This window comes from Streptomyces sp. NPDC059166 (assembly GCF_042755185.1).
In the GTDB taxonomy this organism is placed as follows: domain Bacteria; phylum Actinomycetota; class Actinomycetes; order Streptomycetales; family Streptomycetaceae; genus Streptomyces.
The window spans coordinates 1-25,509 of record NZ_JBHZCI010000062.1 but is presented as its reverse complement, the minus strand read 5'-3'; the positions used below and the strand labels follow the sequence as shown (position 1 = coordinate 25,509).

Here is a 25,509-nt window from a genome sequence, read left to right as displayed (position 1 = left end):
GGCCGGCCGCTTCTGTTTTTTATACCCCACTGTTTCACCGGGGGGGCGGGGCCCCCCCGGCCCTCCCCGCGGCGGGCCCCCCCGGCCCGCCCCCCCGGGGCCGGCCGGGGGCGACCTCTTGTTCCGGCGCTACGGCACGCGGCACTCGAAGGCGTGCAGGTAGGCGTTCACCGGGTGGATCTCGCCCACGCGAAGGCCCGCCTCGGACATGCGGCTCACCAGGCTCTCCCTGGTGTGCTTCGCGCCTCCCACGTTGAGCAGGAGAAGCAGGTCCATCGCGGTGGTGAACCGCATCGACGGGGTGTCGTCGACCAGGTTCTCGATGATCACCACCCGGGCGCCGGAGCGGGCGGCTGACACGACGTTGCGCAGGGTGCGGCGCGTGCTCTCGTCGTCCCACTCGAGGATGTTCTTGATGATGTACAGATCGGCCTCGACCGGGATGTCCTCACGGCAGTCACCGGGCACGATCCTCACCCGGTCCGAGAGCGCCCCGCCGTCCCGCAGCCGCGCGTCCGCGCGCGCCACGACACCCGGCAGGTCGAGGAGGGTTCCGTGGACCGCGGGGTGCTTCTCCAGCAGGCTGGCGAGGACATGCCCCTGGCCGCCGCCGATGTCGACGACCGAGGACACCCCCGTGAGGTCCAGGAGGTCGGCCACGTCCTGCGCGGACTGCACGCTGGAGGTGGTCATGGCGCGGTTGAAGATCTGGGCCGACTCGCCCGCGTCCTGGTGGAGGTAGTCGAAGAAGCCCTTGCCGAACGTCTCGGGGAAGACGCTCGTACCGGAGCGGACCGCGTCGTCGAGCCTGGGCCAGACCTCCCAGGTCCAGGGCTCCGTGCACCACAGGGCGATGTAGCGCAGGCTGTGGGGGTCGTCCTCCCGCAGCAGCCGCGACATCTCCGAGTGGACGAACTCACCGTCCGGTGTCTCGCTGAAGATGCCGTAGCAGCACAGCGCGCGCAGAAGCCGCCGCAGGGGCGCGGGCTCGGCGTCCACGGACAGGGCGAGCTCCGCGGCCGACGCGGGCGTCTCGCCCAGCGCGTCGGCGACGCCCAGCCGGGCGGCGGCGCGCACGGCGGCGGCGCACGCCGCGCCGAAGGCCAGTTCCCGCAGACGCATGGACGGCGGCGGTGTCTGCCCCGCGCCCGCCTCGGGCGAGCTGAGCGCAGCGGCGACGGGAGTCGTCTCGGGGGTGGGACTCACGGTGGTCATACCGTCTCGTTTCTCCTCGTACGGCGGCGGTGCGCCGTCATCGGGCGCACAGGCCGGCCGGGACGGACGTCCCGCACGTGTTGCTGGTGAAGGTGTTGCCGGTTCCGGAGGTGTCGCGGTTGGCGAGGTCGGCCGGCTTGTTCCCCTGCACGCGGTTGTCGCGGATGGTGTTGTCGGTGTTCAGCGCGCCCACGAAGCTCTTGAAGAGCAGGATCCCGCCGGACAGCGGGGTCGAGCCGATGTTGTCCTTGATGACGTTGGCGCGGACCGTGGTGGCCTCGCTGCCGGTCAGGACGATGCCCGAACCCTGGATGGCGGACAGACGCGGGGTCGCCGGACAGAACTTGTTGTTCTTGATGATCCGGTTGTCGCTGATCGTCATCGCACCCGCGGCGGGCTTCGACTCGTCACCGACGACGAAGACACCGCTGCAGTTGCCGGTCAGCAGATTGCCGTCGATCACCATGTTGCGCACCCGGCGCGCGGTGACACCGATCCGGTTCCCGGTCACGGAGTTGTCCACGACCAGGGTCCCGCCGGTGTCGGTGGCGCCCCCCTCCTCGGTCACCGAGTTGGCGACGAAGATGCCGGCGTCGCCGTTCGCGGTCGCCGTGTTGAAGCGGAAGTCACCGCGGGTGGAGCGCTCCTGCGCGATGCCCCAGGTGCCGTTCCTGCGGGCGGTGACCCCGCGGACGGAGAGACCGTCGGTCCAGGAGGCCCAGACACCGCTCTTGCTGAAGCCCGACACGGTCAGCGCGCGGATCCTGACGTCGTCGACGGTGCGGCCCTTCGTCCCGACGACGCAGATGCCGTTGCCGGCGGCGGCGCAGGCGTTGGCCGCCCTCGGGCCCCTGGCCGCCTCGGCACCCTTGGTCTTTCCGGGTTTCGCGCTCTTTCCGGGCTTCGCGGGCTTGGCCGCCGGAGGCGAGATCACCGTACGGGCGCCGGTTCCGCGCAGGGTGAGACCGGGCTTCGTGATCAGGACGCTCTCGCGGTACGTGCCCTCCAGCACCACGACGGTGTCCCCGGACCGTGCCGCGTTCACCGCCCGCTGGATCGACTCGCCGGGGTGCACCACGAGCTCGCCGTGACCCGACGCCGACGAGGGAGCGGCGGCGAGGCTGAGGGTGGTCGCCGTGGCGAGGGTGACACCCGCCAGGCATTTCATGTGCTTTCTTCTCATGAGCCGAAGCTATGGGCGATCAACCACCGGTGCCACGCATGGTGAGCGTATGGATACATGGCGTGCCTGAATGGCTTACCGCGCACTCGCCGGGGAGGACGCGAGAGGCGGTGCCGCGGGGTCGGTCACCCGGCGCGCGCGGGATGCGGCCGTCGTAATCTGGCCCCATGACAGGCGAGCGCGATCTGCGGACACTGCTGCACGGGCTGCGGCCGGAGCTCCAGCCGGGCCGCTTCGTGTACTGCACGCGGGCCGACGGGGAGGTGCCGGCCGGAGTCACCCCCGTGGTCACCGTCGCCGAGAGCGAGGGGCTGACACTCGTCGTGCCGGAGGCGCAGGCCCTGGCCGCGCGGCTCGAGCACCACTTCGCCGCTGCCTGGATCACCCTCCGTGTGCACTCCGCTCTCGACGCGGTAGGACTGACCGCCGCCGTCTCCCTGGCCCTCACCGACGCCGGCATCAGCTGCAACGTGGTCGCCGGATTCCATCACGACCACCTCTTCGTCCCGTACGACCGCGCCACGGAGGCGGTCGAGGTGCTCGAGGCACTGGCCGAGGAGTCCGCGTAGCAGTGCCCGGCTCCGCAAGGTGAGCCGGGACACGTAACATGGCCCCATGTCCTTCCTCCGCCGCCGCAGCGCCGCCACACCCGCGGGCCCGGACTTCGACGTCCTGGCCATGGACCCTGGGGACTGGCCCGGCAACCTCGGCGCCGGTCTCCTCCCCGCTCCCGACGGGAGCTGCCAGGGCGTGTTCCTGCGCTACGACCTGTTCGGCGGACGCGGTCCCGCGATGATCATCGGCAATCTGCCGGAGGGCTCCCCGGCCCGCGAGACCGAGGAGGGCCAGGTCCCCTTCGAGGTGGCCCAGCTGCTCCTCGCACTCGAGAACGACGAGCCGGTCGAGGTGACCGGAAGCGAGGACGTCCCGGTCATGCAGGGCGACAGCCTGCTGATCGTGCACCGTGTCAAGCTCTCCGAGAGCCGCATCTCGTGCGTCCAGTTCGACCGGAGCGACGGTGTGCTCGTCACCATCGCCAGCTGGGACCGGCCGATCACCGATGATCTCTACGCCCTGCTCAAGCCACTTCCCGCGGAGCTGTTCCAGCAGGGCTGAAACGTCCCTGCGTCGCCAGCATCCGGGTCACCTGCGCGGCTGACGTCCCGATCCCCGTGGGGCCACCGAGGTGCCACGGGGTCGACCTGCCCCGCCGAAGGTCCTCCTCGCGGTAGCGCCGGCAGTCCCGGTGCCAGACCAGGATGCCCGCGATCCAGTGCTTGAGCTCCAGCACGTAGCCGGCCAGGGTCTCGCGGGCCTCGGCGTCCAGACCGAAGTCGTCGTACAGCACGGGCAGTTCCTGCTCCGCGACGTGCAGGAACTGCCGGAGCCGCGATTTCATCAGGTCGTGCACGACGGCGACGCCCGTCGGATAGTCCACCCCGAAGAAGTTCTGCACCACGAGGACACCGTTGTGGACCTCCCCCTCGTACTCGATCTCCTTCTGGTACGAGAAGAGGTCGTTGAGCATGCAGGCGTAGTCCGCGGCGGCGTTCTCCAGGGACCGCATCGGGCCGCTCCGGTAGACCTCGTCGGGCACCTTCCTGCCGTGCCCCAGCCGGCACAGGCTCATGGTCAGGTCCGAACCGAACGTCGCCCGGCGCATCTCGATGTAGTCCACCGGATCGGGAATCCGGTTCTGCGCCTGGTTGGCCAGCTCCCACAGCCAGCTCGCGGTCATCGACTCCACCGCGGCGCGGAACGTGCGGCGCCCCGCATCGTCCATCGGCCCCGCGGTCCGCTGCCAGAGATCCCCCAGCCCCCGCTCCAGCGCGTTGACCGGTTCGGGCGCCGCGGTGCGGTCGAGCGGCATGAACAGTGACAGCCGCTCGTTGGCCAGCCTCGCGCCCGCGAGGTCACGGGACCGGCCGTGCACCACGGGGAACCAGTCGTCGCCGTACGTCCCCCACGTCAGCCACCCCGACGAGAGGTCGAGCTCCTCCGCGGTGGCGTCGGGGTGCAGGCCGGCCGCGCACAGGGGCAGGTCCGTCGCGAGAAGGCGCTCCTCGTCCCAGATGTGGGAGCCGGGTACCCCGGGCTGCGCCTCCAGCAGCCCCATCCTGCGCGACCACTCGACGATCCGTACACGGGCGCCGTCCAGGTGCGGGCTCAGGGTCGTGCCGAACGGCAGGTCGAACTCCGGCAGGATCGACGGGCCGACGTGCTGGAACGGGACATGACCGTGGCTGCGGGCCCGGAACGACTCCGACCGCGGAGTGAACCGGAGGGACGCGGCCGCCATGCCGAATCCGGGCACGCTGTCGCCGGCCCCGCCACCGTTCATGTAGCGGCTGGAGCGCATGTGCCACTCGTGGCCACCCGACTGCCAGTCCTGAAGGCCCTTCACATAGGCGAGGACGGCGAGGGTCTCGTCGCCGGTCAGTCCCGCCTGCGCGCAGAGCGGGCCGAGTTCGGTCAGGGCGGTGTTCTCGAACTGCTGAAGGCGTGAGGTGAGCAGGTCGTTGACCGCCTCCGCCGCCTCCTGGGCCGAACAGCCCAGAAACCGTTCGAGGACCAGCACGCCGTTGCTGTTCTCGCCTTCCTCCTCCACCTCTCGCTGGTACGAGAAGAGGTCGTTGCGCAGATGTACGGCGTCGGAGAACGCGTCCCTCAGCACCCGCAGAGGACGGGAGTGCGCCACCTGGGCGGGGAGCTCCGCGTTCGCCGCGTACTCCACCAGGCCGGCCGACCACGGTGCCCCGCCGACCTTCCTGCGCATCTCGATGTACTCGACCGGGTTGGCGATACGCCCCTCGTTGATGTTCGCGAGCTCCCAGAGCGACTCGTCGAGCAGGTGCTCCGTGGCTTCCGCGAACCTGGCCCGCCAGGCGTCGGACATGCTCGGCACCGTCCTGGCCCACAGATCCGCGAGTCCGGCCTCCACCGGGTTGACCGGCTCCGGAGTGGCCGCGCCGCGCTCCATCGGCATGAAGGCCGGCAACCGGTCCAGGTACCGCTTCGCCCCCTCGCGGTCGAGGGTGCGCTTGAACAGCTCGAGGAAGTGGTCGTCGAAGAAGAAGACCCACACGTACCAGTCGGTCACCAGGGAAAGGGCATCGGCCGAGCAGTCCGGGTGGGTGTAGGCGCAGAGCAACGCGTAGTCGTGGGATTCGAGGTCCTTCAGTTCCCAGACGCCGGATCCCTCCAGCATCCCCATCCCGCGGGCCCATTCCCGGGTGTGCGTGCGGGCTTCCTCCACATGAGGGTTGAGGCGCGCCGGGTACGGCACGTAGAAGTCCGGCAGGGAGAAGGGCTGTGCCATGTGCGTCCGGCCTTTCCGAATGCTCCGCTCGGCCCGTACGGGCCGGCGCTGTCGGCGCCAGCACTACCCGTCGGCCATCCGGGGCACGCACGCGGAGCAATAGTCACACAAGCTCAGGTGTAGTTGCACACTGCACTCTTGACGCACCGACACCTCCAGCAACAGAGTGTGCGCCGACCGATGTAGACGGGGAGTACTCCCGGGTACAGCTCCGCCACCCCATGCCCCACGAAGGGTTGTCATGACGTCGAAGCAGAGGATCAGACTCGCGCTCGCACTCACCACGGCAGGAGCGCTGGGCGTGGGCCTCCTCTCCCCGGCGGTGGCCGGCGCGGACACCGTACGACCGGACTGCCCACGCGGCCTGTCCTGCGACTGGGTCCCCGCGGCCTACCATCAGACAGGGGAGCCGGACGACAAGGAGAGCTACGGGAACTACGACACGGCCGACCGGCCCCGCGGCAACTCCATCAAGTTCATCGTCCTGCACGACACCGAGGTCGACTACGACACCACCCTGAAACTCTTCCAGAACCCGGCCCACCAGGCCTCGGCCCACTACGTGGTGCGTTCCTCGGACGGACACGTGGCACAGATGGTCAAGAACAAGGACGTCGCCTGGCAGGCGGGAAACTGGTACCTCAACACCCACTCCATCGGCATCGAGCAGGAAGGATTCGCCGCCGAGGGCGCCAAGTGGTACACCCCCGAGATGTACCGCTCCACGGCACGCCTCGTGCGGCACCTGGCGGCGAAGTACGACGTCCCGCTCGACCGGCAGCACATCCTCGGACATGACGGCGTACCCCCCACCAGCGCCGCCGGTACGAAGAACATGCACTGGGACCCGGGCCCGTACTGGGACTGGAACCGCTTCATGGCGCTCCTCGGCCGGCCCAGCGTGCAAAGCGGCCCCCGGAGCAGCGAACTGGTCACCGTGAGCGCGGACTTCACGAAGAACCAGCAGAAGTTCCGGGACTGCGAGAAGAACGTGGACCTGCCGCTCCAGGGCAGCAGCGCGGTTCCTCTGCACACCGAACCGTCCGAGGACGCGCCGCTCTTCTCCGACCCGGGTCTGCACCCCGACGGCGCGCCCGGCACGAACTGCGCCGCGGACTGGGGCAGCAAGATCAGCGCCAGTCAGCAGGCCGTGGTCGCCGACCGGGTTCCCGGCTGGACCGCGATCTGGTGGTACGGCGAGAAGGCATGGCTCCGCACCCCGGCAGGGACCCGCGTGACGAGCCCGGCATCCGGGCACGTCGTCCGGCCCAGGCCGGGCAGGGCGGAAGTACCGGTCTACGGCGTGGCCTACCCGGAACAGGGGGAGTACCCGGCCGACTTCGTCAAGCCGACCGTGGGCACGCCCCTCGTGTACACGATCAAGGCGGGGCAGGCGTTCCCCGGGGGCGGCGAGGCACCCGCCGGCTACTACTACGCCCCGACGATCGACGCCTCCAAGCCGTACGACCACACGTACTTCCGCGGAGGCCAGAAGTACGTGACCGTCCAGATCGGCCACCGGGTCGGATTCGTGAAGGCATCCGACGTCGACGTGGTCCCGGCGAGGTCATGAGCGGCGGCTGAGGCCGTGTAGGCGCGCCGCGGGACCTGTGTGTCGGCACCGGTCCCGCAGCGCCCTTCCCCCGTCCGCCGGACCGGTCGGAACCGGCGTGGTCAGCGGGTGCCCACCGCGGCACGAACCGCCCGCCGGGCCATCGCGCAGTCGTCGTGCAGCCTGCGCAGCAGCAGGCGCTGCTCCTCACCGGAGGTCAGCATGCCCGGCCGGGTCTGACCGCCGACAGCGGGCGCGCCTTCACGCATCGCCCGCTGGACAGCCGTCTCGTACGTACGGATCTCCCGGGTGAGCACGATCATGAGGTTGATGAGGAAGGCGTCGCGGGCCGCCGCGCCCGCCGCCTGCGCCAGCTGGCTGATCTGGCGCCGGGCCGCGGGGGCGTCACCGAGCACGGACCAGAGGGTCGCAAGGTCGTATCCGGGCAGGTACCAGCCCGCGTGTTCCCAGTCGACCAGGACGGGCCCCGTGGGCGGAAGGAGGATGTTCGAGAGCAGGGCGTCACCGTGGCAGAACTGGCCCATGCCGTAGCGCCCGCCCGAATGCGCGAGACCGTGCAGCAGCTTCTGCAGGTCGCCCAGATCGCGATCGGTGAACAGACCCAGCTCGTGGTAGCGGGCGATGCGGGAGGCGTAGTCGAGCGGCGCGTCGAACAGACCGGCCGGGGGGCGCCAGGCGTTGACCCGGCTGACCGCGCCGAGGACGGCGCGCAGGTCCGCCCGGGGGGGTGCTTCCGCCGGATGCCTCGTCAGTGCCGCGACCCGGCCGGGCATCCGCTCGATCACCAGGGTGCAGTTCTCCGGGTCGGCCGCGATGAGCCGGGGGACACGGACCGGCGGGCGGTGCCGGACGAAGGCCCGGTATGCAGCTATCTCGTGCCGGAACCGCTCCGTCCATGCGGGGGAGTGATCGAGTAAACACTTCGCCACCGCGGTCGCCCGGCCGGTGGTGCCCACGATGAGCACCGAGCGCCCGCTGCGGCGCAGCACCTGAACCGGGTTGAACTCCGGGCAGATCCGGTGGACCGAGGCGATGGCCATGCGCAGCTGCGCCCCTTGGGCGCCCGACAGGTCCAGCCTTCCGCTGAGCGGTTGGGAGCCCGGGCCCGCCATCCGCCGGGGCCGACCCGTGCCGGGCGCCGGAGAAGCGGCGCGGGGGTCGAGATACGGTCCGCCACCCGCACCCGAGGGGCGGAGCGGCCGGGGCGGGGCGGACACGGAGGACGATGCTGTGTACATGGGCGAGACAGATCCCTTCGTGCGCCGACAAGTTGCGTGCGCCGCCCCGGCCGGCGGCCGTTCGGCACCCTGGGGAGTACCTAGGGCTGCCGGGCGGGGTGGCGCACTCCTACATGACACCGGATTGCGGGTGGCACAACATCTGGCGTCCCCTGGCGAACCCTGGCGAATATTCGCCCGGCATCCCCTGGCGGGCTAGGGTCAAGTCAGCCGAGAACCTGGGGGCTTGACGTGACCGGAGAACCCAACACCCGCCTTTCCGACCTGTTCGGCATGACCGGATGGTCCAAGGGCGAGCTCGCGAGAATGGTGAACAGGCAGGCGGCGGCCATGGGCCACCTCCAACTGTCCACCGACACATCGCGGGTGAGGCGCTGGATCGACATGGGGGAGTCCCCCCGCGATCCCGTGCCCGAAGTGCTGGCAGCTCTGTTCACCGAGCGACTCGGCCGTGTCGTGACCATCGAGGACCTCGGGTTCGGCCGGCGCGGGCGTGTGGGGAAGCGGCGAAAGGCCGGGACGGATGAGAATCCGGACGGACTGCCGTGGGCGCCCGAACGGACGGCAGCGGTCCTCACCGAATTCACGGGAATGGACCTCATGCTCAACCGACGCGGCTTGGTGGGTGCGGGCGCGGCGCTCGCCGCCGGCTCAGCCCTCACCGGCGCCATGTACGACTGGCTGCACTCCGAGCCCGCCCCGGCGGCCCGGGCATCACGCCTCAACGACCCGATGCACGCCGACAACGCGGGCTTCGATCTCTACGAGGCCGCGCCCGTCGGCTCCGAGGAGATCGAGGCGCTGGAGCGCTCGGTCGAGGTGTTCCGGGCGTGGGACGCCTCCAGAGGCGGCGGACTCCAGCGCAAGGCCGTCGTGGGCCAGCTGAACGAAGTGGGCGGGATGCTCGCCTACCACCACCCCGAACACCTCCAGCGACGCCTCTGGGGTGTCGCCGCGAATCTCGCGGTCCTCGCCGGCTGGATGTCCCACGACGTCGGCCTCGAACCCACCGCCCAGAAGTACTTCGTGATCGCCGCCCACGCCGCGCGCGAGGGAGGCGACCGCCCGCGGGCGGGCGAGGCGCTCTCCAGGGCCGCTCGGCAGATGGTCCACCTGGGCAGGCCGGACGACGCCCTGGACCTGATGAAGCTCGCGAAGTCCGGTTCCGGTGAGGAGACGCTGCCGCGTACGCGGGCGATGCTGCACACCATCGAGGCGTGGGCGCAGGCGTCGATGGGGCGTGGCCAGGCCATGCGCCGCACCCTGGGCGAGGCGGAGGAGCTCTTCGTCTCCGACAAGGGCGACGTGCCGCCGCCGAGCTGGATGCAGATGTTCGACGAGGCGGACATGCACGGGATGCAGGCACTGGCCTTCCGCACCCTGGCCGAGCACGACCCCGGCGCCGCCGGTACGGCGCAGCGCCATGCCAAGCGGGCGCTCGACCTTCGCATCAACGGACGTCAGCGATCGAAGATCTTCGACTACATCTCGCTGGCCTCGGCGTGCTTCATCGCCGACGACCCCGAACAGGCGGACCGCTACGCGCGTCTGGCCCTGGTCTCGATGGGGGAGACCTCCTCGCACCGCACCTGGGACCGGCTGCGTGAGATGTACCGGCTCACAGGCCAGTTCGCGGGCTACGCCAAGATCGAGGACCTGCGCGAGGAGATCGAGCTCGCCCTGCCCCCGCGAGCGAACGACAAGAAGGCGAAGGGCGCGCAGGCCTGATCCCCCCGGGCCACCGGACGAGGGACGGCCGGACGTACGTGCTTCCGTGCCGCTTCGTGCTGCGCGGCCGGATCACCGGTGGCCGGCAGCGGAGACCGGGCTCCGCCAGGCGGCGTCCTGACCGGGTCCTCAGGCGCCGACGCGGGCCACCAGGACGCAGGCGTCGTCGAGTCGTTCGGTCGACCCGAATTCCTCGATCACGATCCGCAGGCAGTCCTGTGCCGTGTGTGCCTGTGCGAACCGGGGTGCCAGCCCGAGCAGCGTCTCGGGGACGGCCCTTCGGTCGCTCCGCCGTGTCAGCCCGTCGGTGTGCAGGAGGAGTACGTCGCCCGGCAGCAGGACCACCTGGTCCTGCTCGTAGGACACGCCGGACGCCGCGCCGAGCAGCACTCCGTCCGGTTCGGGCAGAGGCCACCCCACACCGTCACGGAACAGCAGCGGGGCGGGGTGGCCTGCCTGTGCCCAGGTCAGCGTGCGTGTCGACGGGTCGAAGCGGCAGCACACCGCGGTGCCCAGCGCGGGTTGCGCCGAGCACTCGATCAGCTGGTTCAGATGGCCCATCACCGCCCCGGGCGCGATGCCGGCCACCGCCATGCCCCGCAGCGCGCCGAGCAGCATCGCCATGGCCGAGGTGGCGGGGACACCATGACCTGTGAGGTCACCGACGGTGAGGAGCGTACGCCCGTCCGGCAGCGGCAGTGCGTCGTACCAGTCGCCACCGATCAGATCGCTCGATCCCGACGGCTGGTAGTGGGCCGCGATGTCGAGGCCCTCCGCGCCGCGTCCCGGGACGGGCAGCGAACCGCGCCAGGGAGGCAGCACGGCCTCCTGGAACTCCACCGCCACCCGGTGTTCGGCGAGTGCCATCTCCTCACGGCTGCGCAGTGTTTCCCGGGTCCTGCCGACGAGGTGCTGGCTGCGGCGGAGCCGGCTCACGTCCCGCAGCACCGCCCACATGGAAGCTGTGCAGCCGTCGCTGTCGAGAACCGGTTCACCCATCATGTGCAGCGTCCGGATGGAGCCGTCGGGCAGCAGAATCCGGAACTCGCCGTCCATCGGCCGGCCGTCCACCAGGCAGTCGGTCACCATCGAGGTGAGGAGAGGCTGGTCCTCCGCGAGGAGCAGCGACGGCAGCTGGTCCAGGGACAGGGCGCCCGTGCCCGGTTCCCTGCCGAAGATCTGGTACAGCTCGTCGGACCAGCTGACCTCGTCGGTGAGCAGGTTCCACTCCGCGCTGCCGACCCTGCTGAGCAGTGAGCCGGCGGGAGGTTCGGGCGTACTCGGCGGTGCGGTCCCGGCCGGGTGTGCCGCGTCCGCAGGGGTCGATATGCCGTCCCGCAGCTGGCCCAGATGTTCGCCGAGGTCGTCGAGTTGGTGGACCGCGAGTTCACACAGGGCGCGCTGCCATCGCAGCCGCGGATCGTCTTCGTCGATCACGGAGGTGTCACGGCGCACGGCGTCCACGTCGCCCCGGAGCAGCCGGGTCCGGTTGATCAGGGCCTCGACGGCATCCCGCTCGGGCGGTTGTGGGGCGGGGCGGTCCGCAAACAGATGGGACGGCATCTGGTACTCCGATACAGGCGGTGCGGCCGGTTCGTGGGGGTGGACCGAACATGACTGTCGCACAGGCGGGGGTGGGCCGTAAGGGGTTTGGCAACACTCGAGGCGTTCTTGCTGCTGGCATATGCCGTGGGCCAGATGGAGCGCGGGTCCGCCGAACACCTTTGCCCCTGCGGCCGATTCGGCGCAAGTCGCCCGGCGTGAATCCTCCGGTGTGCGCCGGGGGTTCGTGCGCGCGGGCTCTCGCGACCGGGGGCGGGGGGCCTTCGTGCCGCTGCTTCCGGGAAGACCGTTCGCCTCCTCCGCCTGAGGCCGTTCCCCGGGTGCTCCCGAAGGGGCGGTGCCCGCCCGAGGTGATGGTCGGCGGTGCGCGCTCACGGATGGCGAGGCGGGCGCCGCGGGCGGCCGTGCGGCGGTCTGCTGACACGGGAATGGGGCGGAGCCGGCGCGCGTTGTGCCCGGCGTAACTGAAAACGACACCCGTCGCCGACAAGGTGCGGGTTCGAATCCCTCGTCTGGAGGTCCCATGGCACGCAGTGAGGCCCGGCCCGTCGTCCTGCTCCGGTCCACGGCAGGAACCGGCCACACCTACGTGACGCGAAAGAGCCGGCGTAACGACCCCGACCGCCTGGAGCTGAGGAAGTTCGATCCGTCGGCAGGGCGGCACGTCGTGTTCCGCGAGGCTCGCTGACCGCTGACCGCTGACCGCTGACCGCTGACCGCTGACCGCTGACCGCGGTCCTCGCGTCCCGTCAGGGTTGATGGCGCCGGTCCGCCCGTGGTGTCGATCACAAGGACGGGTGCGGATTCACGGGAACGCGGGCTGGTGGTTTATCGTTCATCTATACGTGGGAGCGAGCGGAAGGCCCCTTTCCCAGGGTCCGGTCCCGCCCCCGCGCACAAGCCGCCCCGGCTGGATTCCCCCGATCCGGCCGGGGCTTCCTTCTGCCCCCCTCGTGCCTCCGCCACGGACGGCGGACCGCCGGAACGAGAGCGGACGTCTCCGGTCACATGGTCCTGGTCAGGTCGGCGGCGTAATGCTCGATGGCGGGGCGGAACTGCCGGACGTGCGGGCTGTCGCTGGTCGTCGCCACCAGCCGCAGAAGCAGCTGCATGGCCTCGTGGTGTTCGCCGGTGTTGAACAGGCCATGGACAGGAAGGTCCGCAGCGCGCCGTCGTCCGGGAACTCCGACACCCCGCGGCGCAGTGTCTCCACCGCCTGGCCGAACCGTCCTAGGACGCGGTAGGTGCTGCCGAGTCCCAGGAGCGCTCCTCGGCGCTCGTCCTCGGTCAGCCCTTCGCCCTGGAGGCAGCGCTCGTAGTACGGCACCGCCTCGGCCTCGAGGCCCAGCACATCGTGGACCCAGGCCGTCTGGTAGGCGACGTCGACCGCATCGGGGAAGGCGGCGGTGAGTGCGAGGAGACGTTCCCTGGCCTGCTCGGGATGGCCCTGTTCACGCAGCCGCACGGCCTCGGCCAGTAGTTCGTCCTTGTTCTGAGCGCTCATGCGCACATGGTCGCACCTGGTCGTGGGTGTGGCCGTCGGGGTTGGGGGCATTCGTTTCGCCATGACAGTCGAGGCGGGTCGTGGTGCACGACGCAGAAGTGTGGGACGTCTTTTGCTGCGGATAGCGGTGTTGGCCGCAGCGTTTCTCGCCCTCGTGGCGTTCTCCGTGGTGCTGGCGAAGGTGACGCTCACACCGTCACCCGCCTCCGAGGACATCGTCACCTCCAATCTGAAGCCGGGGCGCTCCCTCCGGCAGTACGCCGAGGACTACACCTTCCTCGCGGCGTGCAAACAGGCGGGCGGGAATCTCCTGCTCGGAGCACCGTTCGGTGTGCTGCTGCCGATCCTGGTGCCGCGCAGACTCCGCATGCTCCGGATGACGGTGCTGACCGTGCTGGTCATGGCCGTGGTGGAGCTCACCCAGGGCGCGCTGGTGGCGGGACGGGCGTTCGACATCGACGACGTCATCCTCAACACCGCCGGAGCGTTGCTGGGCTACGCGCTGGTGGGGCGTCGTGTGAGTCACCGCTATCACGCTCTGTCCGACGAACCGGTCCAGGTCGCGGGCGCTCCCGGTGCGGCAGCGGGAAGCCGGCCGTTCTTCCGGGGCGGGCCGAAGTCCGGGCCGGGGCAGAAGTCCGACCGAGGGGCCGCCTCCGGGAGCAGGGGTGCTGCCGCCGCGAAGGTGAAGGCCGCCGTCGGGGGGAGGACGAAGGCAGGAGTCAAGCCCAAGGCCGGAGCCACGGACAAGGCCGGAGGCAAGGCCAAGGCGTCGGAGGGCCGGCCGGCCGGGGCCGCCGCGCGGCGGAGCGCGCCCGCGCCGGTGGCTCGCGGACGCGCTGCGTTCGACAGGTGGCGGGGCCGCCGGGGCGGACCGGGCGGGGGAGCGCCCGGTGAGGGCCGGCGGCGGGCGTAGCCCGGCGAAGAGGCCCGCTCGTCCGGCGGGCGGTGGCCCCGGGGATGTGCTCCGGGGTCACCCTGGTGGATCCGCGCCCGGGCGGAGGCCCGGACGCGGACGGGTCCGCCCCGCAGACGTCCTTCCGCGGTTCGGACCGGTCCCGCGGATCATGCGGCGGACGCGGGGCCGATCAGGCATCGTGTCCGCCGCATGATCCGACCCGCCGGGCGGGGTCAGAGCGCCGGGTACGCGTTCTTCATGAGCTCCTGGAACTGGGCGGAGAACCACTTGCCCGAGACCGGGGCGTCGCCGAGCGCGCCGGACATGTTGTTGTTGTTCCGGGCGTTACCGGTGTACGTCGGGTCGCACATCCGGTCGAATCCCTTGCCCTCGTCGTTCGGGATCTCCTCGCTGGAACCGTCCGACTCCCCCGGGGGCTTCATCCAGACGTACGCGTCTATGCCGGCTTCCGGGGCCGCCTGCGGCCGTTCGCCGAGGCCCGCTCCGGACTGGTTGCACCAGTTCCCGAGGTGGATGCGACGGTCGATGCGGCCACCGTCCACATAGGTGTCGACGCTGGTGCTCGCACCGGGACCCGTCGGCCGCTGTGAGCCGCCCCAGCCGTTGCGCGAGGTGTCGATCAGCATGCCGATGCCGGAGTCGAAGCCCACGGAGACCAGTTTCTCGCGGAACGCCTGGGCGAAGGACAGCTCGTCCGTGTAGCGGTTCCAGTCGACCCACTTCGACTGCCGCACCGAGGTTCCGTTCACGGCGTCGTCGATCGTGAAGTTCTCCTCCTTCAGGGCGCTGTAGTTGGCCGTGTTGGTGATGAAGCCGGCCACGTCGTTCACGGTCGCGCCCTCGGCGGTCGCGGCCTCGTGGAAGATGTCGGCCGACGCGCCGAAGTTGTCGTCCCAGCCGATCCAGCCGTGGTGGCCCGCGTCGATGTAGTTGTAGACGTTGGGCGCGTCACCGAGCTTGTTCAGGGCGTAGCCGACGCCCTTCACGTAGTTGCCGTTGGCCTTCATCGCGTCGCACTCCGGCGTGGCGGTGGCCCGGCTGCCCGTGTTGGTGACGAGGTTGGGCAGGGAGTCGATCTCGACGGTGGTGACGATGCGCAGGTCCGCGTACTTCTCGTCGGCGAGGATCGCCGCGATCGGGTCGATGTACTCGCTCTTGTAGCGGTCGATCTCGGTGGGGCCGAGCTCGCCGTTGGAGGCGAGTGCCGCACAGTCCCGCCCGGGCAGGTTGTAGATGACGAGCTGGACGACCATCTCGCCCGAGCCCTTCTGGGCCAGCGCCTCGTCGAGATGGTCCCGTAGGCCCATTCCGCCGTTGGCGCCGTCGATCGCGGCGATGCGGTCGAGCCAGACGCCGGTCGGCTGGTCCGAGATCCGGCTGCCGCCCGGTTCGGCGGCCGCGTTGGCCGACCACTCCGGGTTCACATAGACCTTCGCGTTCTCGTAGGGGTTGTCGACTCGCTCGCCCGCGGCGGTGGTTCCGGAGGGCGCCGCGGTGGCGGTGCCGGCGGTCGCGGCGATGATGGCGCCGGCGGCGATGAGCGCCATGCGGGATCGGCGCGGGGTGGTGCGGCTCGTGCGGCTCATGCGAAATCCGTTTCCTCAGCTGTCGGGGATGCGCGATACGCGGGCGCAGCCCTCTTCGTACGGGTGGTGGGGTCTTCCGTGTCGTCGCTGATCGGGGACGGGGCCGTGGGGCAGCCCCCGGACGGTCCGGGTCTGCCCGGGTAAGGGCTCCCGCGGTGCCGGACTCCTGGTGCGACCGGTGTGAGTGGGGTCGACAGCCGCCGCTCACCCGGGACATGAGGAGCCCGGGAACGTGCCACGCGTCGTCGGGGCAGTCCTGTGCGCCCGCGGTCGGCGTGGTCGCGCCGGTGGTCTCTGGCGTCGGCGCGGATTCCGGAACCGGCTTCGTGTCCGATGGGGGGCCGGCCCCGGGTGGGGGGATTCGTCGTTCAGGCCAGGCGGGTTCTCCTTGTTCGCGTGGTGTCTGCGTGCCGTCCGCCGGTCTCGCCGGCACGCGGGCGTGTTCGCGAGCCCGGTGCTCAGGCGCGCGGTTCGGCCGGTGGGGTTGTCGTGTGGTGTGACTCCCCGGAGCGGCGCCGGTGGAACGCCCCAGCCCGGTTGCTCCGGGCCGGACGGCGCGTGCCGCGTCGGGCACGTGTGCTCGCCGGACCTCTGCCGACCCGGACGGACGGCTCCACGAGCTGTCGCTCGCCGCCGCGCGGTCATGCTGCTCACCGTGCGTGCGAAAGCTGGTCCGGAGGCCATGACCACGGTCGCGACGGTGCTGCGAACCATGTCGGGCACCGCTCGGGTGGAGAGGCGCGAGCCCGTGCGGTACGTCCGGGTGCTGCATGAGCGCTTCCCCCGGATGCGAGCGTGCCCCTACAGCACGTCCGCCGGTGGAACCGCTCCCACTGGTGTGGCATGACGTTAGAGCGTCAACTGGTGTTGGTCAACAAGGCAGTTCAGATCTTCTGCTGTCGAAATTATTCGACTCTTCACGTCCCTTGACTCTCTTTTTCCCCGTCCCCATCCTGGGAGCGCTCCCACTGGTTCAAGGCCTGTGCTCAACCCGCACACCCCCCATGTCGTCGAGCCGCGAGGAGGACCTGCGCATGCCATCGGGACGCGCACGAAGAACCTGGCTGACCGGAAGACCGGGCAGACCCGGACACGGAAGCCGTAGATTGTGGACAGCGCTGGTGGCGGCGCTGGCCCTGCCCCTGGGTATGACCGCCGCCGCCGGCACCCCGGCCCATGCCGCCGCAGTGCAATGCAGCGTCGACTACAAGGCCAACGACTGGGGTTCGGGCTTCAGCGCCGAGCTCACCATCACCAACCGGAGCACCACCGCGATCAGCGGCTGGACACTCACCTACGACTACGCCGGCAACCAGAAGCTGGCCAACGGATGGAACGGGATCTGGTCCCAGTCCGGCAAGACGGTGACGGTCAAGAACGCGGCCTGGAACGGTGGCATCGCCGCCGGCGCCGCCGTCTCGACCGGCGCGCAGTTCTCCTACAGCGGCACCAACACCGCTCCGACCTCCTTCGCCATCAACGGCACGAGGTGTGCGGGCGCCCACCAGCCGCCCATCACCGTCCTCACCAGCCCTCAGGCGGGTGCCGTCTTCAGTGCCGGTGACCCCGTACCCCTGGCCGCGACCGCGGCCGCGGCGGACGGGGCGGGGATCAGCAAGGTCGAGTTCTACGACGACACCGTGCTGCTCGGCACCGACACCACGTCCCCCTACACCTTCAGCGCCCAGGGGCTCTCCGCAGGCGGTCATTCGGTGTACGCCAGGGCGTACGACAGCCTCGGAGCCTCGTCGGAGTCCACCCCGGCGGGCATCACCGTGGCCGCGGGCCCCGCCGTCGTGGCCACGCCCGCGCAACTGGGCGTCCAGTCGGGCAAGTCGGGGACGTTCAACGTGTCGCTGTCCACCGCGCCGTCCTCCCCGGTCACCGTCACGGTGGCCCGGAGCGCCGGCAACACCGGTCTGAGTGTCACCGGAGGGGCGAGCCTCACCTTCACCGCGTCCAACTGGTCGACTCCCCAGAAGGTGACCGTCTCGGCCGCCGCGACGGGCACGGGTGCCGCCACCTTCACCGTGACGGCACCGGGGCACAGCAAGGCCGAGGTCACCGTCACCCAGCTCGCCGCGGCCAAGGAGTACGACTCCCGCTTCCTCGACCTGTACGGGAAGATCACCGACCCGGCCAACGGCTACTTCTCGTCGGAGGGCATCCCCTACCACTCCGTCGAGACGCTGATCGTCGAGGCTCCGGACCACGGACACGAGACGACCTCGGAGGCCTACAGCTATCTGATCTGGCTCCAGGCGATGTACGGGAAGATCACCGGGGACTGGACGAAGTTCAACGGTGCGTGGGCGACCATGGAGAAGTACATGATCCCCACCCACGCCGACCAGCCCACCAACTCCTTCTACAACGCGTCGAAGCCGGCGACGTACGCGCCGGAGCACGACACCCCCGACGAGTACCCGGCCGTTCTGGACGGCTCGGCCTCATCGGGCTCGGACCCGATCGCGGCTGAACTCAAGAGCGCCTACGGCACGGACGACATCTACGGCATGCACTGGATCCAGGACGTCGACAACGTCTACGGGTACGGCAACACGCCCGGGAAGTGCACCGCCGGGCCCACCCAGTCCGGGCCCTCGTACATCAACACCTTCCAGCGCGGTCCGCAGGAGTCGGTCTGGGAGACGGTCACCCACCCGACCTGCGACAACTTCACCTACGGCGGCGACAACGGCTACCTCGACCTCTTCACCGGGGACGCCTCCTACGCGAAGCAGTGGAAGTTCACCAACGCGCCGGACGCGGACGCCCGCGCCGTGCAGGCCGCCTACTGGGCGGATGTCTGGGCGAAGGAGCAGGGCAAGTCGAGCGAGGTCGCGACGACCGTCGGCAAGGCGGCGAAGATGGGTGACTACCTTCGCTACTCGATGTTCGACAAGTACTTCAAGAAGATCGGCAACTGTGTCGGTCCGACGGCCTGCCCCGCCGGCAGCGGCAAGGACAGCGCCCACTACCTGATGTCCTGGTACTACGCCTGGGGCGGTGCGACCGACACCTCCGCGGGCTGGTCCTGGCGCATCGGGTCGAGTCACGCACACGGTGGCTACCAGAACCCGATGGCCGCCTACGCACTGAGCACGGTGGGCGACCTCAAGCCGAAGTCCGCCACCGGGCAGCAGGACTGGGCGAAGAGCCTGGACCGGCAGATGGACTTCTACCAGTGGCTCCAGTCCGACGAGGGCGCGATCGCGGGCGGTGCGACGAACAGCTGGAAGGGCAGCTACGCCCAGCCGCCGGCGGGTACTCCGACGTTCTACGGCATGTACTACGACGAGAAGCCCGTCTACCACGACCCGCCGTCCAACCAGTGGTTCGGCTTCCAGGCGTGGTCGATGGAGCGCGTCGCCGAGTACTACCACGAGTCCGGTGACGCCCAGGCGAAGGCCGTGCTCGACAAGTGGGTCGACTGGGCACTGTCGGAGACGACCATCAACCCCGACGGCACCTATCTCATGCCGTCCACCCTCCAGTGGTCGGGCGCGCCCGACACCTGGAACGCCTCCAACCCGGGGTCGAACTCCGGACTCCACGTCACGGTCGCCGACTACACCAACGACGTCGGGGTGGCGGGCGCCTACGCCAGGACGCTCACCTACTACGCCGCCAAGTCCGGTGACGCCGAGGCCAAGGAGACGGCGGAAGGAATCCTCGACGGCATGTGGAGCCACTACCAGGACGACGCGGGTGTCGCCGTTCCGGAGACCCGCGCCGACTACCAGCGGTTCGACGACCCGGTGTACGTCCCGAACGGCTGGACCGGGGCGATGCCCAACGGAGACACCGTCGACAACGACTCGACGTTCCTCTCCATCCGTTCGTTCTACAAGGACGACCCGAACTGGCCGAAGGTGCAGGCGTATCTGGACGGCGGCGCCGCTCCGGTGTTCACCTACCACCGGTTCTGGGCCCAGACGGACGTCGCGCTGGCTCTGGGAGCGTACGCGGATCTCCTGGAGTGAGCGGTCGGGCTGGAGTGTGACCAAGGGGGTTCCGTCCGCCGGCAGTTCGCCGGCGGGCGGAACCCCCGCCTTTCGTACGTGAATTGGCGTAACCGGAGCCGTGGGTGGACTGAAACCGCCACGCCGGGTCACACGGAAGGAATGACGTCCACTGACGTAAGAACAGACAGCACGGGCGAGCCGGGGCACGGCGGCACACCGCGCCCGCGGGGCCGCATGCGAGGCTGCCTCCCGTTCGCCGGTGTGATCGCGGCGGCGCTGGTCCTGCTGTTCCTGGGGTCCCGGCTCAGCCTGATTCCCGGACTGGGCGACCTCTTCGAGGAGAAGACCACGGACCGTTCCGGGCCCGCGGTACTCAAGTCCATCCAGGACATGAGTGCCTACGAGGCGGCCTCCGGGAACTTCCAGGTGGTCGTCGACCTGGAGAAGGACGCGAAGTACCTTCCCGACGCCATCAGGGGCACGCGGACGCTGTACGTCGGCGCCGGAACGGTCGGAGCCTCCGTCGACCTCGGCAAGGTCGGGGCCGAAGGGGTGAAGGTCAACGAGGAACGCACCGAGGCCGAACTCGTGCTGCCCCACGCCGTGCTGGGCAAGCCCGCCCTGGACCCCGACCGCTCCTACGCGGTGTCCAAGCAGCGGGGAATCCTCGACCGGCTCGGGGACTTCTTCTCGGACAACCCGGGCAGCGAACAGGCCGTCAACAAGCTGGCGGCCCAGCACATAGGGAAGGCCGCCGAGGAGAGCGGTCTGACCGCGAGGGCCGAGAAGAACACCACCTCGATGCTGCAGGGACTCCTCGGATCACTCGGATTCGAACGGGTCACTGTCCGGTACGCCGATCCGTCGGGCTGATCCGCCGGCCCGCCCTCCTGGCCCGGCCCGGGTCCGCAGGCCCCGGACCGGGCCGGAGCAGGCCGACCAGGCGCCGCGTGTCGGAGCGGGGGACCCGTCCGCGGAGCGTCCATGGTGGACGTATGAACTGTGCAGGCATCCTCGCCGATGCGTTCGAGCGAATTCATGAGTCGGTGCACGCCGCGGTGGAGGGCCTCCCGCCGGAGGACCTCAACGCCCGGCTCGACGCCGACGCGAACTCGATCGCCTGGCTCGTGTGGCACCTGACGCGAGTCCAGGACGACCACGTGGCGGACGCGGCCGGCACGGAACAGGTCTGGTTCGCCCAGGACTGGGTCTCCCGCTTCGAGCTCCCGCTGGAGAGAGGGGCTACGGGCTACGGTCACGACAGCGCTCAGGTCGGATCGGTCCAGGTGGCTTCGGCCGATCTGCTTCTCGGGTACTTCGACGCCGTGACCGAGCAGACCCTGCGCTTCGTCCGCGGGCTGGAAGGCCATGCCCTCGACCGTGTCGTCGACGACTCGTGGTCCCCGCCCGTGACTCTCGGAGTGAGGCTCGTCAGCGTCGTCTCCGACGACCTGCAGCACGCGGGTCAGGCGGCGTTCGTCCGGGGCGCGCTGGAACGCCGCCGCTGACGAGCCGGATCGTCGGGCCGGATCAGCCCGGTTCGTCGGGCCGGATCAGTGGGGGAGCCCTGATCACGCGGAGGGGCACACGCCACCCGTGCGCGCGTAGTGCCCCGGGCTCGTGCCGACCACACGCTTGAAGTGCCTGGAGAGATGGGGCTGGTCGTAGAAGCCGGCCGAGACCGCGACATCCGGCAGGCGCATACCGCTCAGCAGCAGCCGCCGGGCGAGATCCACGCGCCGTCCCGTCACGTACTGGTGGGGAGCTATGCCGAACTCCCGGCCGAAGGCGCGCACCAGGTGCGTGTGGTGCGTGTCGAGCCGCTCTGCGGCGTCGCGGAGTGTCAGACCCTCGACGAAACGTTCGTCGAGCAGATCCCGCAGCGCGTACGCGACCCGGCGGCCGGCCTCGCGAGGAGCGGCGGGTCCACCGACGAGATGACCGGCCAGGCGCTCGGAGACCAGGGCCAGGCGGCTCTCGGCCTCCAGTTCCTCCCCTGGGTGCTGAAGCGCCACGTGCAGCTGGTGCACACGGTGGCGCAGCCGCGGATCCCGGAGCACCGGCCTGGCCACCGCGCGTCCGGCGAGATCCGCCCCCAGCCGGGTGGTGTCGAGGTACAGGACGCGCTTGCGGAAGCCGTCCGGAGAGGCCGCGCCGCCGTTGTGCGGGACGTGCGGAGGCAGCAGGGTCACCTCGGAACAGGTCGAGCCGTGCTCATGGCGGTCCAGGTCGTAGCGGACCATGCCCTCGTCGACGATGAGCAGGGTCCACGCGTCGTGAGTGTGCATGGGATACGTGTGGTCGGCGAAGTGGGCGTGGAAGACCTCGTCGATTCCCTCGACGTCCGGACGCCACGCGGTGATGTCCGGACGTGCACCCATGAGCCGAAGCCTACAGGGGCCGTGCCGGCCGTGGACCGGCGCAAACTTCGTACAAGACGTGCGACGCGCGTGCTCGGCAGACTCCCGGACATGAACGATCTCCCGGACACCGAGACGGACACCGTCACCGGCAACGCACCCGTACGTTTCGACACCAAGATCGCCGTGCTGCTCCGCGACGACCTCGAGACCTGGCAGCGGCTCAACGTGACCGCCTTCCTGGTGAGCGGTCTGGGCACGCAGGTGCCCGAGGTCGTCGGGGAGCCGTACGCCGATGCCGACGGCACCGCGTACCTGCCCATGTTCCGTCAGCCCGTCCTCGTGTTCGCCGGGCCGAAGGAGCTCCTGTCCTCCGCACACGCCAAGGCGGTCGGGCGGGGTGTGACCACGGCGGTGTTCACCTCGGACCTCTTCGCCACCGGACACGACGCGGCGAACAGGGCCGCGGTCCGCGCGGTGCACCGACACGGCCTGGACCTCGTGGGCCTGGCTGCGTACGGGCCGCGGAACGCCGTCGACAAGATCCTCAAGGGCGCCTCCATGCACCCCTGAACGGCCCCTGGGCGTCACGGGACGGACACCCACGGACACACCCATGCGGGTGAAGGGTTCCGGTGCCATACTCGGAACCAGTCCGCTTGACAGGCTTGTCATTGTCCCGAAAGGCGACGCGTCATGAACTGGGCATCGTGGACCACCCTCGGTGTCTTCGCGGGAACCGGCGGAGTACGCACCGAAGAGGTTGGGGTCGTGAGCGGTGATCTGACCGTGCACACGACGTGGACCGAGGAGCAGGCGGAGGTGGCCGTGCAGTACAGCGGCGCCTCCGACTGGTTCACACTGGCCGGCAGTCCGGTGCCGTGCCCCTCAGAGGAAGCCAGCAGGGCCCTCCACCAGTGTGTGGTGGAGGCAGTACGTGCCGGGGGCGGAGCGACGGTTCCAGCTCCGCACCCGGTCGACTGACCCCACGAGCGGCGCGCCGCCCGGCTCACCGCGAAGTGCATCACCCCGCCGCTGCCTGGGCGCCTCCACCGCCTGGGAGCGGCGGACGCGGGGTGCGCGGGCGACTGCCTCGTCCGACGGAATTCCCCCGTGGGCGGCGGGGCCACGCCCCGTGTCCGCCCGGACCGCCGCTGAACGCGGCCTCTCCCCACGCACCGTGCGAGGAGCCCGATCCTGACGCACCGTGCGAGGATCCCGATCCTGGGACGGCGGCGGGCAGGCAGGAGCCCACGCCCCGCCGGAACCTGGAGACCTGCCATGTTCCGCGCCCCGGACCCCCGGCCCCGGCACCCCGCACGGGACGCGACGGCAGGCCGGAGGCACCGCGGTCGCCCATGACTTCACCGGAGGCGACGCGACCACCTGGAGACCGGCTCTCAGCCGCACCGGCCGGCCGCTCCGTGACTCAGTGGCCTCGCAAGCAATGGCGCCCCCAGGACCTGATGCCCGCCGCTCGCGTGCATCCGCACCTCGCCGCGTTCACTGATCTCGGCGCGCACGATCCCGGTCTCGTCCTCGTAGACCGGGTAACCACCGGCGCCCGAGCGGGCCGTGAGGTGGACGACCACCACGTCGTCCTCGGCGCCGCCCGCCTGGAAGATGAGTTCGTAACTCTCCGGGTAACCCATGGCAGAGACCTCCCGACCGGGCGAGGCGACAACCGCTCGCCCGCTCCCTCCATTGTTTCCCAACGCAGCGTGGACTGCTCCGGGAGAAGCGGCGGGGTGACCTTCCGTGACTGCGGATGCGGAATGGGTGAGGCGGGGCGACCATCATCTGCAAGGGATCGGACGCGTGCTGTCAGCTCGCACGGCCGCCCGTGACGCCAGGCGGTTCCGCCGGCGCGATCGGACTTCGTCGGCGCGGGGCCCACGGGCTCCCGGCCGCCCTGTGGAGAGGAACTGCCGTGCTGATGGCCAATCCCGCAACGCTGCGGAATCTCGTCAAGCGCTACGAGACACTGCGGAGCACCCATGCACGGCTGGGCACCTCCGAGAGCTCCCGGCAACTCGAGGACGTCTCCTACACCCTCTGCGTCACCACCGGAACCCGGACCGTGCCCGACGCGCTGGCCGCGGCCGAGGCGCAGTTGCGCGCCGTTCCGGCCGCCGGATCGCTGGGGACCGCGTCGGCGCCCGGCGAGGTCCAGCTGACCGCATGAGGTGACACGACCTCTCCGAAGGGGATGGCGCCGGTTCCGTCGAACCGGCGCCATCCCCCTGTTCGGCCGCACGGCGGTGGGTGAATTCAGGGCACGCCGAACGGGCGGACCGGGCTGTCGTTCGGGTGACAGCCGCCGGTCGGACAACATGACCGCGGAAGAGCGCGGCTAGGCATGCAGGCATGAGACCTGAGCCCCGTCGAAACATGACCGTACCCGCGCGTACCCGCCGGCTTCGCGTCGCCGGTGGCGCCCTGTGTGCCGCTGCGCTCGCCGCCGCACTTGTGACCGGATGTGGACAGGACAGCGGTGACAAGACCGCCACGGAGACCTCCGAGGCGGCGAAGGTTCTTCCGAACCAGACGACCAGCCCTTCGGGAAGTCCTACGGCGCAACTGACCGAGGACCAGACCAAGCGCAAGGATCTGCTGTCCAATGTCAAGATCACCTTCGACAAGGCGGCCACGACGGCTGTCGGCGAGGTGTCCGGCGGCAAGCTGACCGACCTGGATCTGGAGGGCCTCGACGACGAGGACGAGGCGAGCGGCAGCCCGAGCCCCAGCGGCAGCCCGAGCCCTTCGGGCAGCCCGAGCGGGAGCCCCAGCCCCGGCGGGAGCCCGAGCGGGAGCCCGACCGGCAACGGCAGTCCGACGGGCAGCCCGAGCCCCAGCGGGAGCGCCGCAGCTCCGCGGTGGGTCGCGGAGGTCGCGGAGGAGGACGGCACCGCGCACAACGTGACCATCGACGCGGTGTCCGGCAAGGTCATCGACTCCGCCCCCGACGCGGATCAGACCGACGCCGAGAAGCAGGAGCTCGCCGACCAGCTCTCCAAGGCGACGCAGACGCCTGAGCAGGCGGCCAAGGTGGCGACGGACAAGAAGGACGGCTGGGTCACCTCGATCGGCCTCGACGAGAACGACAGCCAGGTCCTGGTCTGGCAGGTCGACGTGGTCTCCAAGGACTGGAACAAGACCACCTTCGACGTGGACGCGGCCAAGGGAACGATCACGGACGAGCAGGTCGACGACTGACCATCGTCCCGGACGGACTTGTCGGCGGTGGACCGCGGTGGGGGTGGAACCCCCCCGCGCGAGTACGGGGGCGGGGGTGGTCGCGGGAGGGGAGAGGCCGACAGGCGTGGAGTATAAAAAAAAAAGAGCCCACAAGA

At 70.2% G+C, this 25,509-nt stretch carries 21 protein-coding genes and 1 pseudogene; 13 read left to right on the top strand and 9 right to left on the bottom strand.

Annotated features, from left to right (window positions below; translation table 11 throughout):
- Positions 1-129: 129 nt before the first annotated feature.
- Both ACFXOA_RS30640 and ACFXOA_RS30635 read right to left on the bottom strand, forming a co-directional pair.
- Entirely contained in the window at positions 130-1,215 is a 1,086-nt protein-coding gene (locus ACFXOA_RS30640) for a methyltransferase (protein ID WP_385035160.1), read from the bottom strand.
- A 37-nt stretch (positions 1,216-1,252) separates the two neighbouring features.
- Positions 1,253-2,398, bottom strand: a complete 1,146-nt coding sequence (locus ACFXOA_RS30635; RefSeq protein ID WP_385035158.1) for a nitrous oxide reductase family maturation protein NosD — start codon at positions 2,396-2,398, stop codon at positions 1,253-1,255.
- 167 nt (positions 2,399-2,565) lie between these two features.
- Between ACFXOA_RS30635 and ACFXOA_RS30630 the strand changes: the two genes are divergently transcribed.
- Positions 2,566-2,967, top strand: coding sequence for an ACT domain-containing protein (locus ACFXOA_RS30630; protein WP_385035157.1), 402 nt, complete (start codon positions 2,566-2,568; stop codon positions 2,965-2,967).
- 46 nt (positions 2,968-3,013) lie between these two features.
- Complete coding sequence (locus ACFXOA_RS30625) at positions 3,014-3,514, top strand: hypothetical protein (protein ID WP_385035155.1); 501 nt, start codon at positions 3,014-3,016, stop codon at positions 3,512-3,514.
- Here the strand turns inward: ACFXOA_RS30625 and ACFXOA_RS30620 are convergent.
- Positions 3,477-5,717 (bottom strand): germacradienol/geosmin synthase, encoded by a 2,241-nt coding sequence (locus ACFXOA_RS30620; protein WP_385035153.1) that lies wholly within the window; start codon positions 5,715-5,717, stop codon positions 3,477-3,479. The genes ACFXOA_RS30625 and ACFXOA_RS30620 overlap by 38 nt on opposite strands.
- Before the next feature lie 241 nt (positions 5,718-5,958).
- On the opposite strand from ACFXOA_RS30620, the gene ACFXOA_RS30615 reads away from it, so the two are divergent.
- Positions 5,959-7,290: an N-acetylmuramoyl-L-alanine amidase gene (locus ACFXOA_RS30615; RefSeq protein ID WP_385035152.1), complete on the top strand. Its 1,332-nt coding sequence runs from the start codon at positions 5,959-5,961 to the stop codon at positions 7,288-7,290.
- 101 nt (positions 7,291-7,391) lie between these two features.
- Here ACFXOA_RS30615 and ACFXOA_RS30610 read toward each other — a convergent pair whose 3' ends face one another.
- Positions 7,392-8,528, bottom strand: a complete 1,137-nt coding sequence (locus ACFXOA_RS30610; RefSeq protein WP_385035151.1) for an aminoglycoside phosphotransferase family protein — start codon at positions 8,526-8,528, stop codon at positions 7,392-7,394.
- Between the two features lie 231 nt (positions 8,529-8,759).
- Between ACFXOA_RS30610 and ACFXOA_RS30605 the strand changes: the two genes are divergently transcribed.
- A complete protein-coding gene (locus ACFXOA_RS30605) occupies positions 8,760-10,256 on the top strand; it encodes a hypothetical protein (protein WP_385035149.1) in 1,497 nt (498 codons plus the stop codon).
- 129 nt (positions 10,257-10,385) lie between these two features.
- On the opposite strand, the gene ACFXOA_RS30600 is transcribed toward ACFXOA_RS30605, so the two are convergent.
- Positions 10,386-11,819: a PP2C family protein-serine/threonine phosphatase gene (locus ACFXOA_RS30600; protein ID WP_385035148.1), complete on the bottom strand. Its 1,434-nt coding sequence runs from the start codon at positions 11,817-11,819 to the stop codon at positions 10,386-10,388.
- Positions 11,820-12,342: 523 nt separating this feature from the next.
- Here ACFXOA_RS30600 and rpmG point away from each other — a divergent pair.
- On the top strand, positions 12,343-12,507 hold the full coding sequence (gene rpmG / locus ACFXOA_RS30595; RefSeq protein ID WP_385035147.1) for a 50S ribosomal protein L33: 165 nt from the start codon (positions 12,343-12,345) through the stop codon (positions 12,505-12,507).
- A gap of 316 nt (positions 12,508-12,823) precedes the next feature.
- Here rpmG and ACFXOA_RS30590 read toward each other — a convergent pair.
- A pseudogene (locus tag ACFXOA_RS30590) lies at positions 12,824-13,323 on the bottom strand (tetratricopeptide repeat protein).
- 61 nt (positions 13,324-13,384) lie between these two features.
- Between ACFXOA_RS30590 and ACFXOA_RS30585 the strand changes: the two are divergent.
- Positions 13,385-14,239, top strand: coding sequence for a VanZ family protein (locus ACFXOA_RS30585; protein ID WP_385035146.1), 855 nt, complete (start codon positions 13,385-13,387; stop codon positions 14,237-14,239).
- Between the two features lie 215 nt (positions 14,240-14,454).
- On the opposite strand, the gene ACFXOA_RS30580 is transcribed toward ACFXOA_RS30585, so the two are convergent.
- Positions 14,455-15,828 carry a glycoside hydrolase family 6 protein gene (locus ACFXOA_RS30580; RefSeq protein WP_385035144.1) on the bottom strand — a complete coding sequence of 458 codons (1,374 nt, stop codon included), beginning with the start codon at positions 15,826-15,828 and terminating at the stop codon, positions 14,455-14,457.
- A 1,034-nt stretch (positions 15,829-16,862) separates the two neighbouring features.
- Between ACFXOA_RS30580 and ACFXOA_RS30575 the strand changes: the two genes are divergently transcribed.
- The 3 genes from ACFXOA_RS30575 (at position 16,863) to ACFXOA_RS30565 (ending at position 21,304) form a co-directional block, all read left to right on the top strand.
- Positions 16,863-19,814: a glycoside hydrolase family 48 protein gene (locus tag ACFXOA_RS30575; protein ID WP_385035162.1), complete on the top strand. Its 2,952-nt coding sequence runs from the start codon at positions 16,863-16,865 to the stop codon at positions 19,812-19,814.
- A gap of 216 nt (positions 19,815-20,030) precedes the next feature.
- Positions 20,031-20,669, top strand: coding sequence for a DUF4230 domain-containing protein (locus ACFXOA_RS30570; protein ID WP_385035142.1), 639 nt, complete (start codon positions 20,031-20,033; stop codon positions 20,667-20,669).
- A gap of 122 nt (positions 20,670-20,791) precedes the next feature.
- Positions 20,792-21,304, top strand: a complete 513-nt coding sequence (locus tag ACFXOA_RS30565; protein WP_385035140.1) for a DUF664 domain-containing protein — start codon at positions 20,792-20,794, stop codon at positions 21,302-21,304.
- Positions 21,305-21,367: 63 nt separating this feature from the next.
- Here the strand turns inward: ACFXOA_RS30565 and ACFXOA_RS30560 are convergent, their stop codons facing one another.
- The gene (locus tag ACFXOA_RS30560; RefSeq protein ID WP_385035138.1) at positions 21,368-22,177 is read right to left on the bottom strand and encodes an AraC family transcriptional regulator; all 810 of its coding nucleotides are present in this window, start codon (positions 22,175-22,177) and stop codon (positions 21,368-21,370) included.
- 90 nt (positions 22,178-22,267) lie between these two features.
- Here ACFXOA_RS30560 and ACFXOA_RS30555 point away from each other — a divergent pair, with 90 nt between their 5' ends.
- Together ACFXOA_RS30555 and ACFXOA_RS30550 are read left to right on the top strand one after the other, a co-directional pair.
- Positions 22,268-22,729, top strand: coding sequence for a DUF2000 family protein (locus tag ACFXOA_RS30555; RefSeq protein ID WP_385035136.1), 462 nt, complete (start codon positions 22,268-22,270; stop codon positions 22,727-22,729).
- Between the two features lie 123 nt (positions 22,730-22,852).
- Positions 22,853-23,140 carry a hypothetical protein gene (locus ACFXOA_RS30550; protein WP_385035134.1) on the top strand — a complete coding sequence of 96 codons (288 nt, stop codon included), beginning with the start codon at positions 22,853-22,855 and terminating at the stop codon, positions 23,138-23,140.
- Positions 23,141-23,556: 416 nt separating this feature from the next.
- Here ACFXOA_RS30550 and ACFXOA_RS30545 read toward each other — a convergent pair whose 3' ends face one another.
- Positions 23,557-23,808 (bottom strand): DUF6296 family protein, encoded by a 252-nt coding sequence (locus tag ACFXOA_RS30545; RefSeq protein ID WP_385035132.1) that lies wholly within the window; start codon positions 23,806-23,808, stop codon positions 23,557-23,559.
- Positions 23,809-24,086: 278 nt separating this feature from the next.
- Here ACFXOA_RS30545 and ACFXOA_RS30540 point away from each other — a divergent pair, with 278 nt between their 5' ends.
- Both ACFXOA_RS30540 and ACFXOA_RS30535 read left to right on the top strand, forming a co-directional pair.
- Complete coding sequence (locus tag ACFXOA_RS30540) at positions 24,087-24,341, top strand: DUF5133 domain-containing protein (protein ID WP_385035130.1); 255 nt, start codon at positions 24,087-24,089, stop codon at positions 24,339-24,341.
- 182 nt (positions 24,342-24,523) lie between these two features.
- A complete protein-coding gene (locus ACFXOA_RS30535) occupies positions 24,524-25,372 on the top strand; it encodes a PepSY domain-containing protein (RefSeq protein ID WP_385035128.1) in 849 nt (282 codons plus the stop codon).
- Positions 25,373-25,509 lie beyond the last annotated feature (137 nt).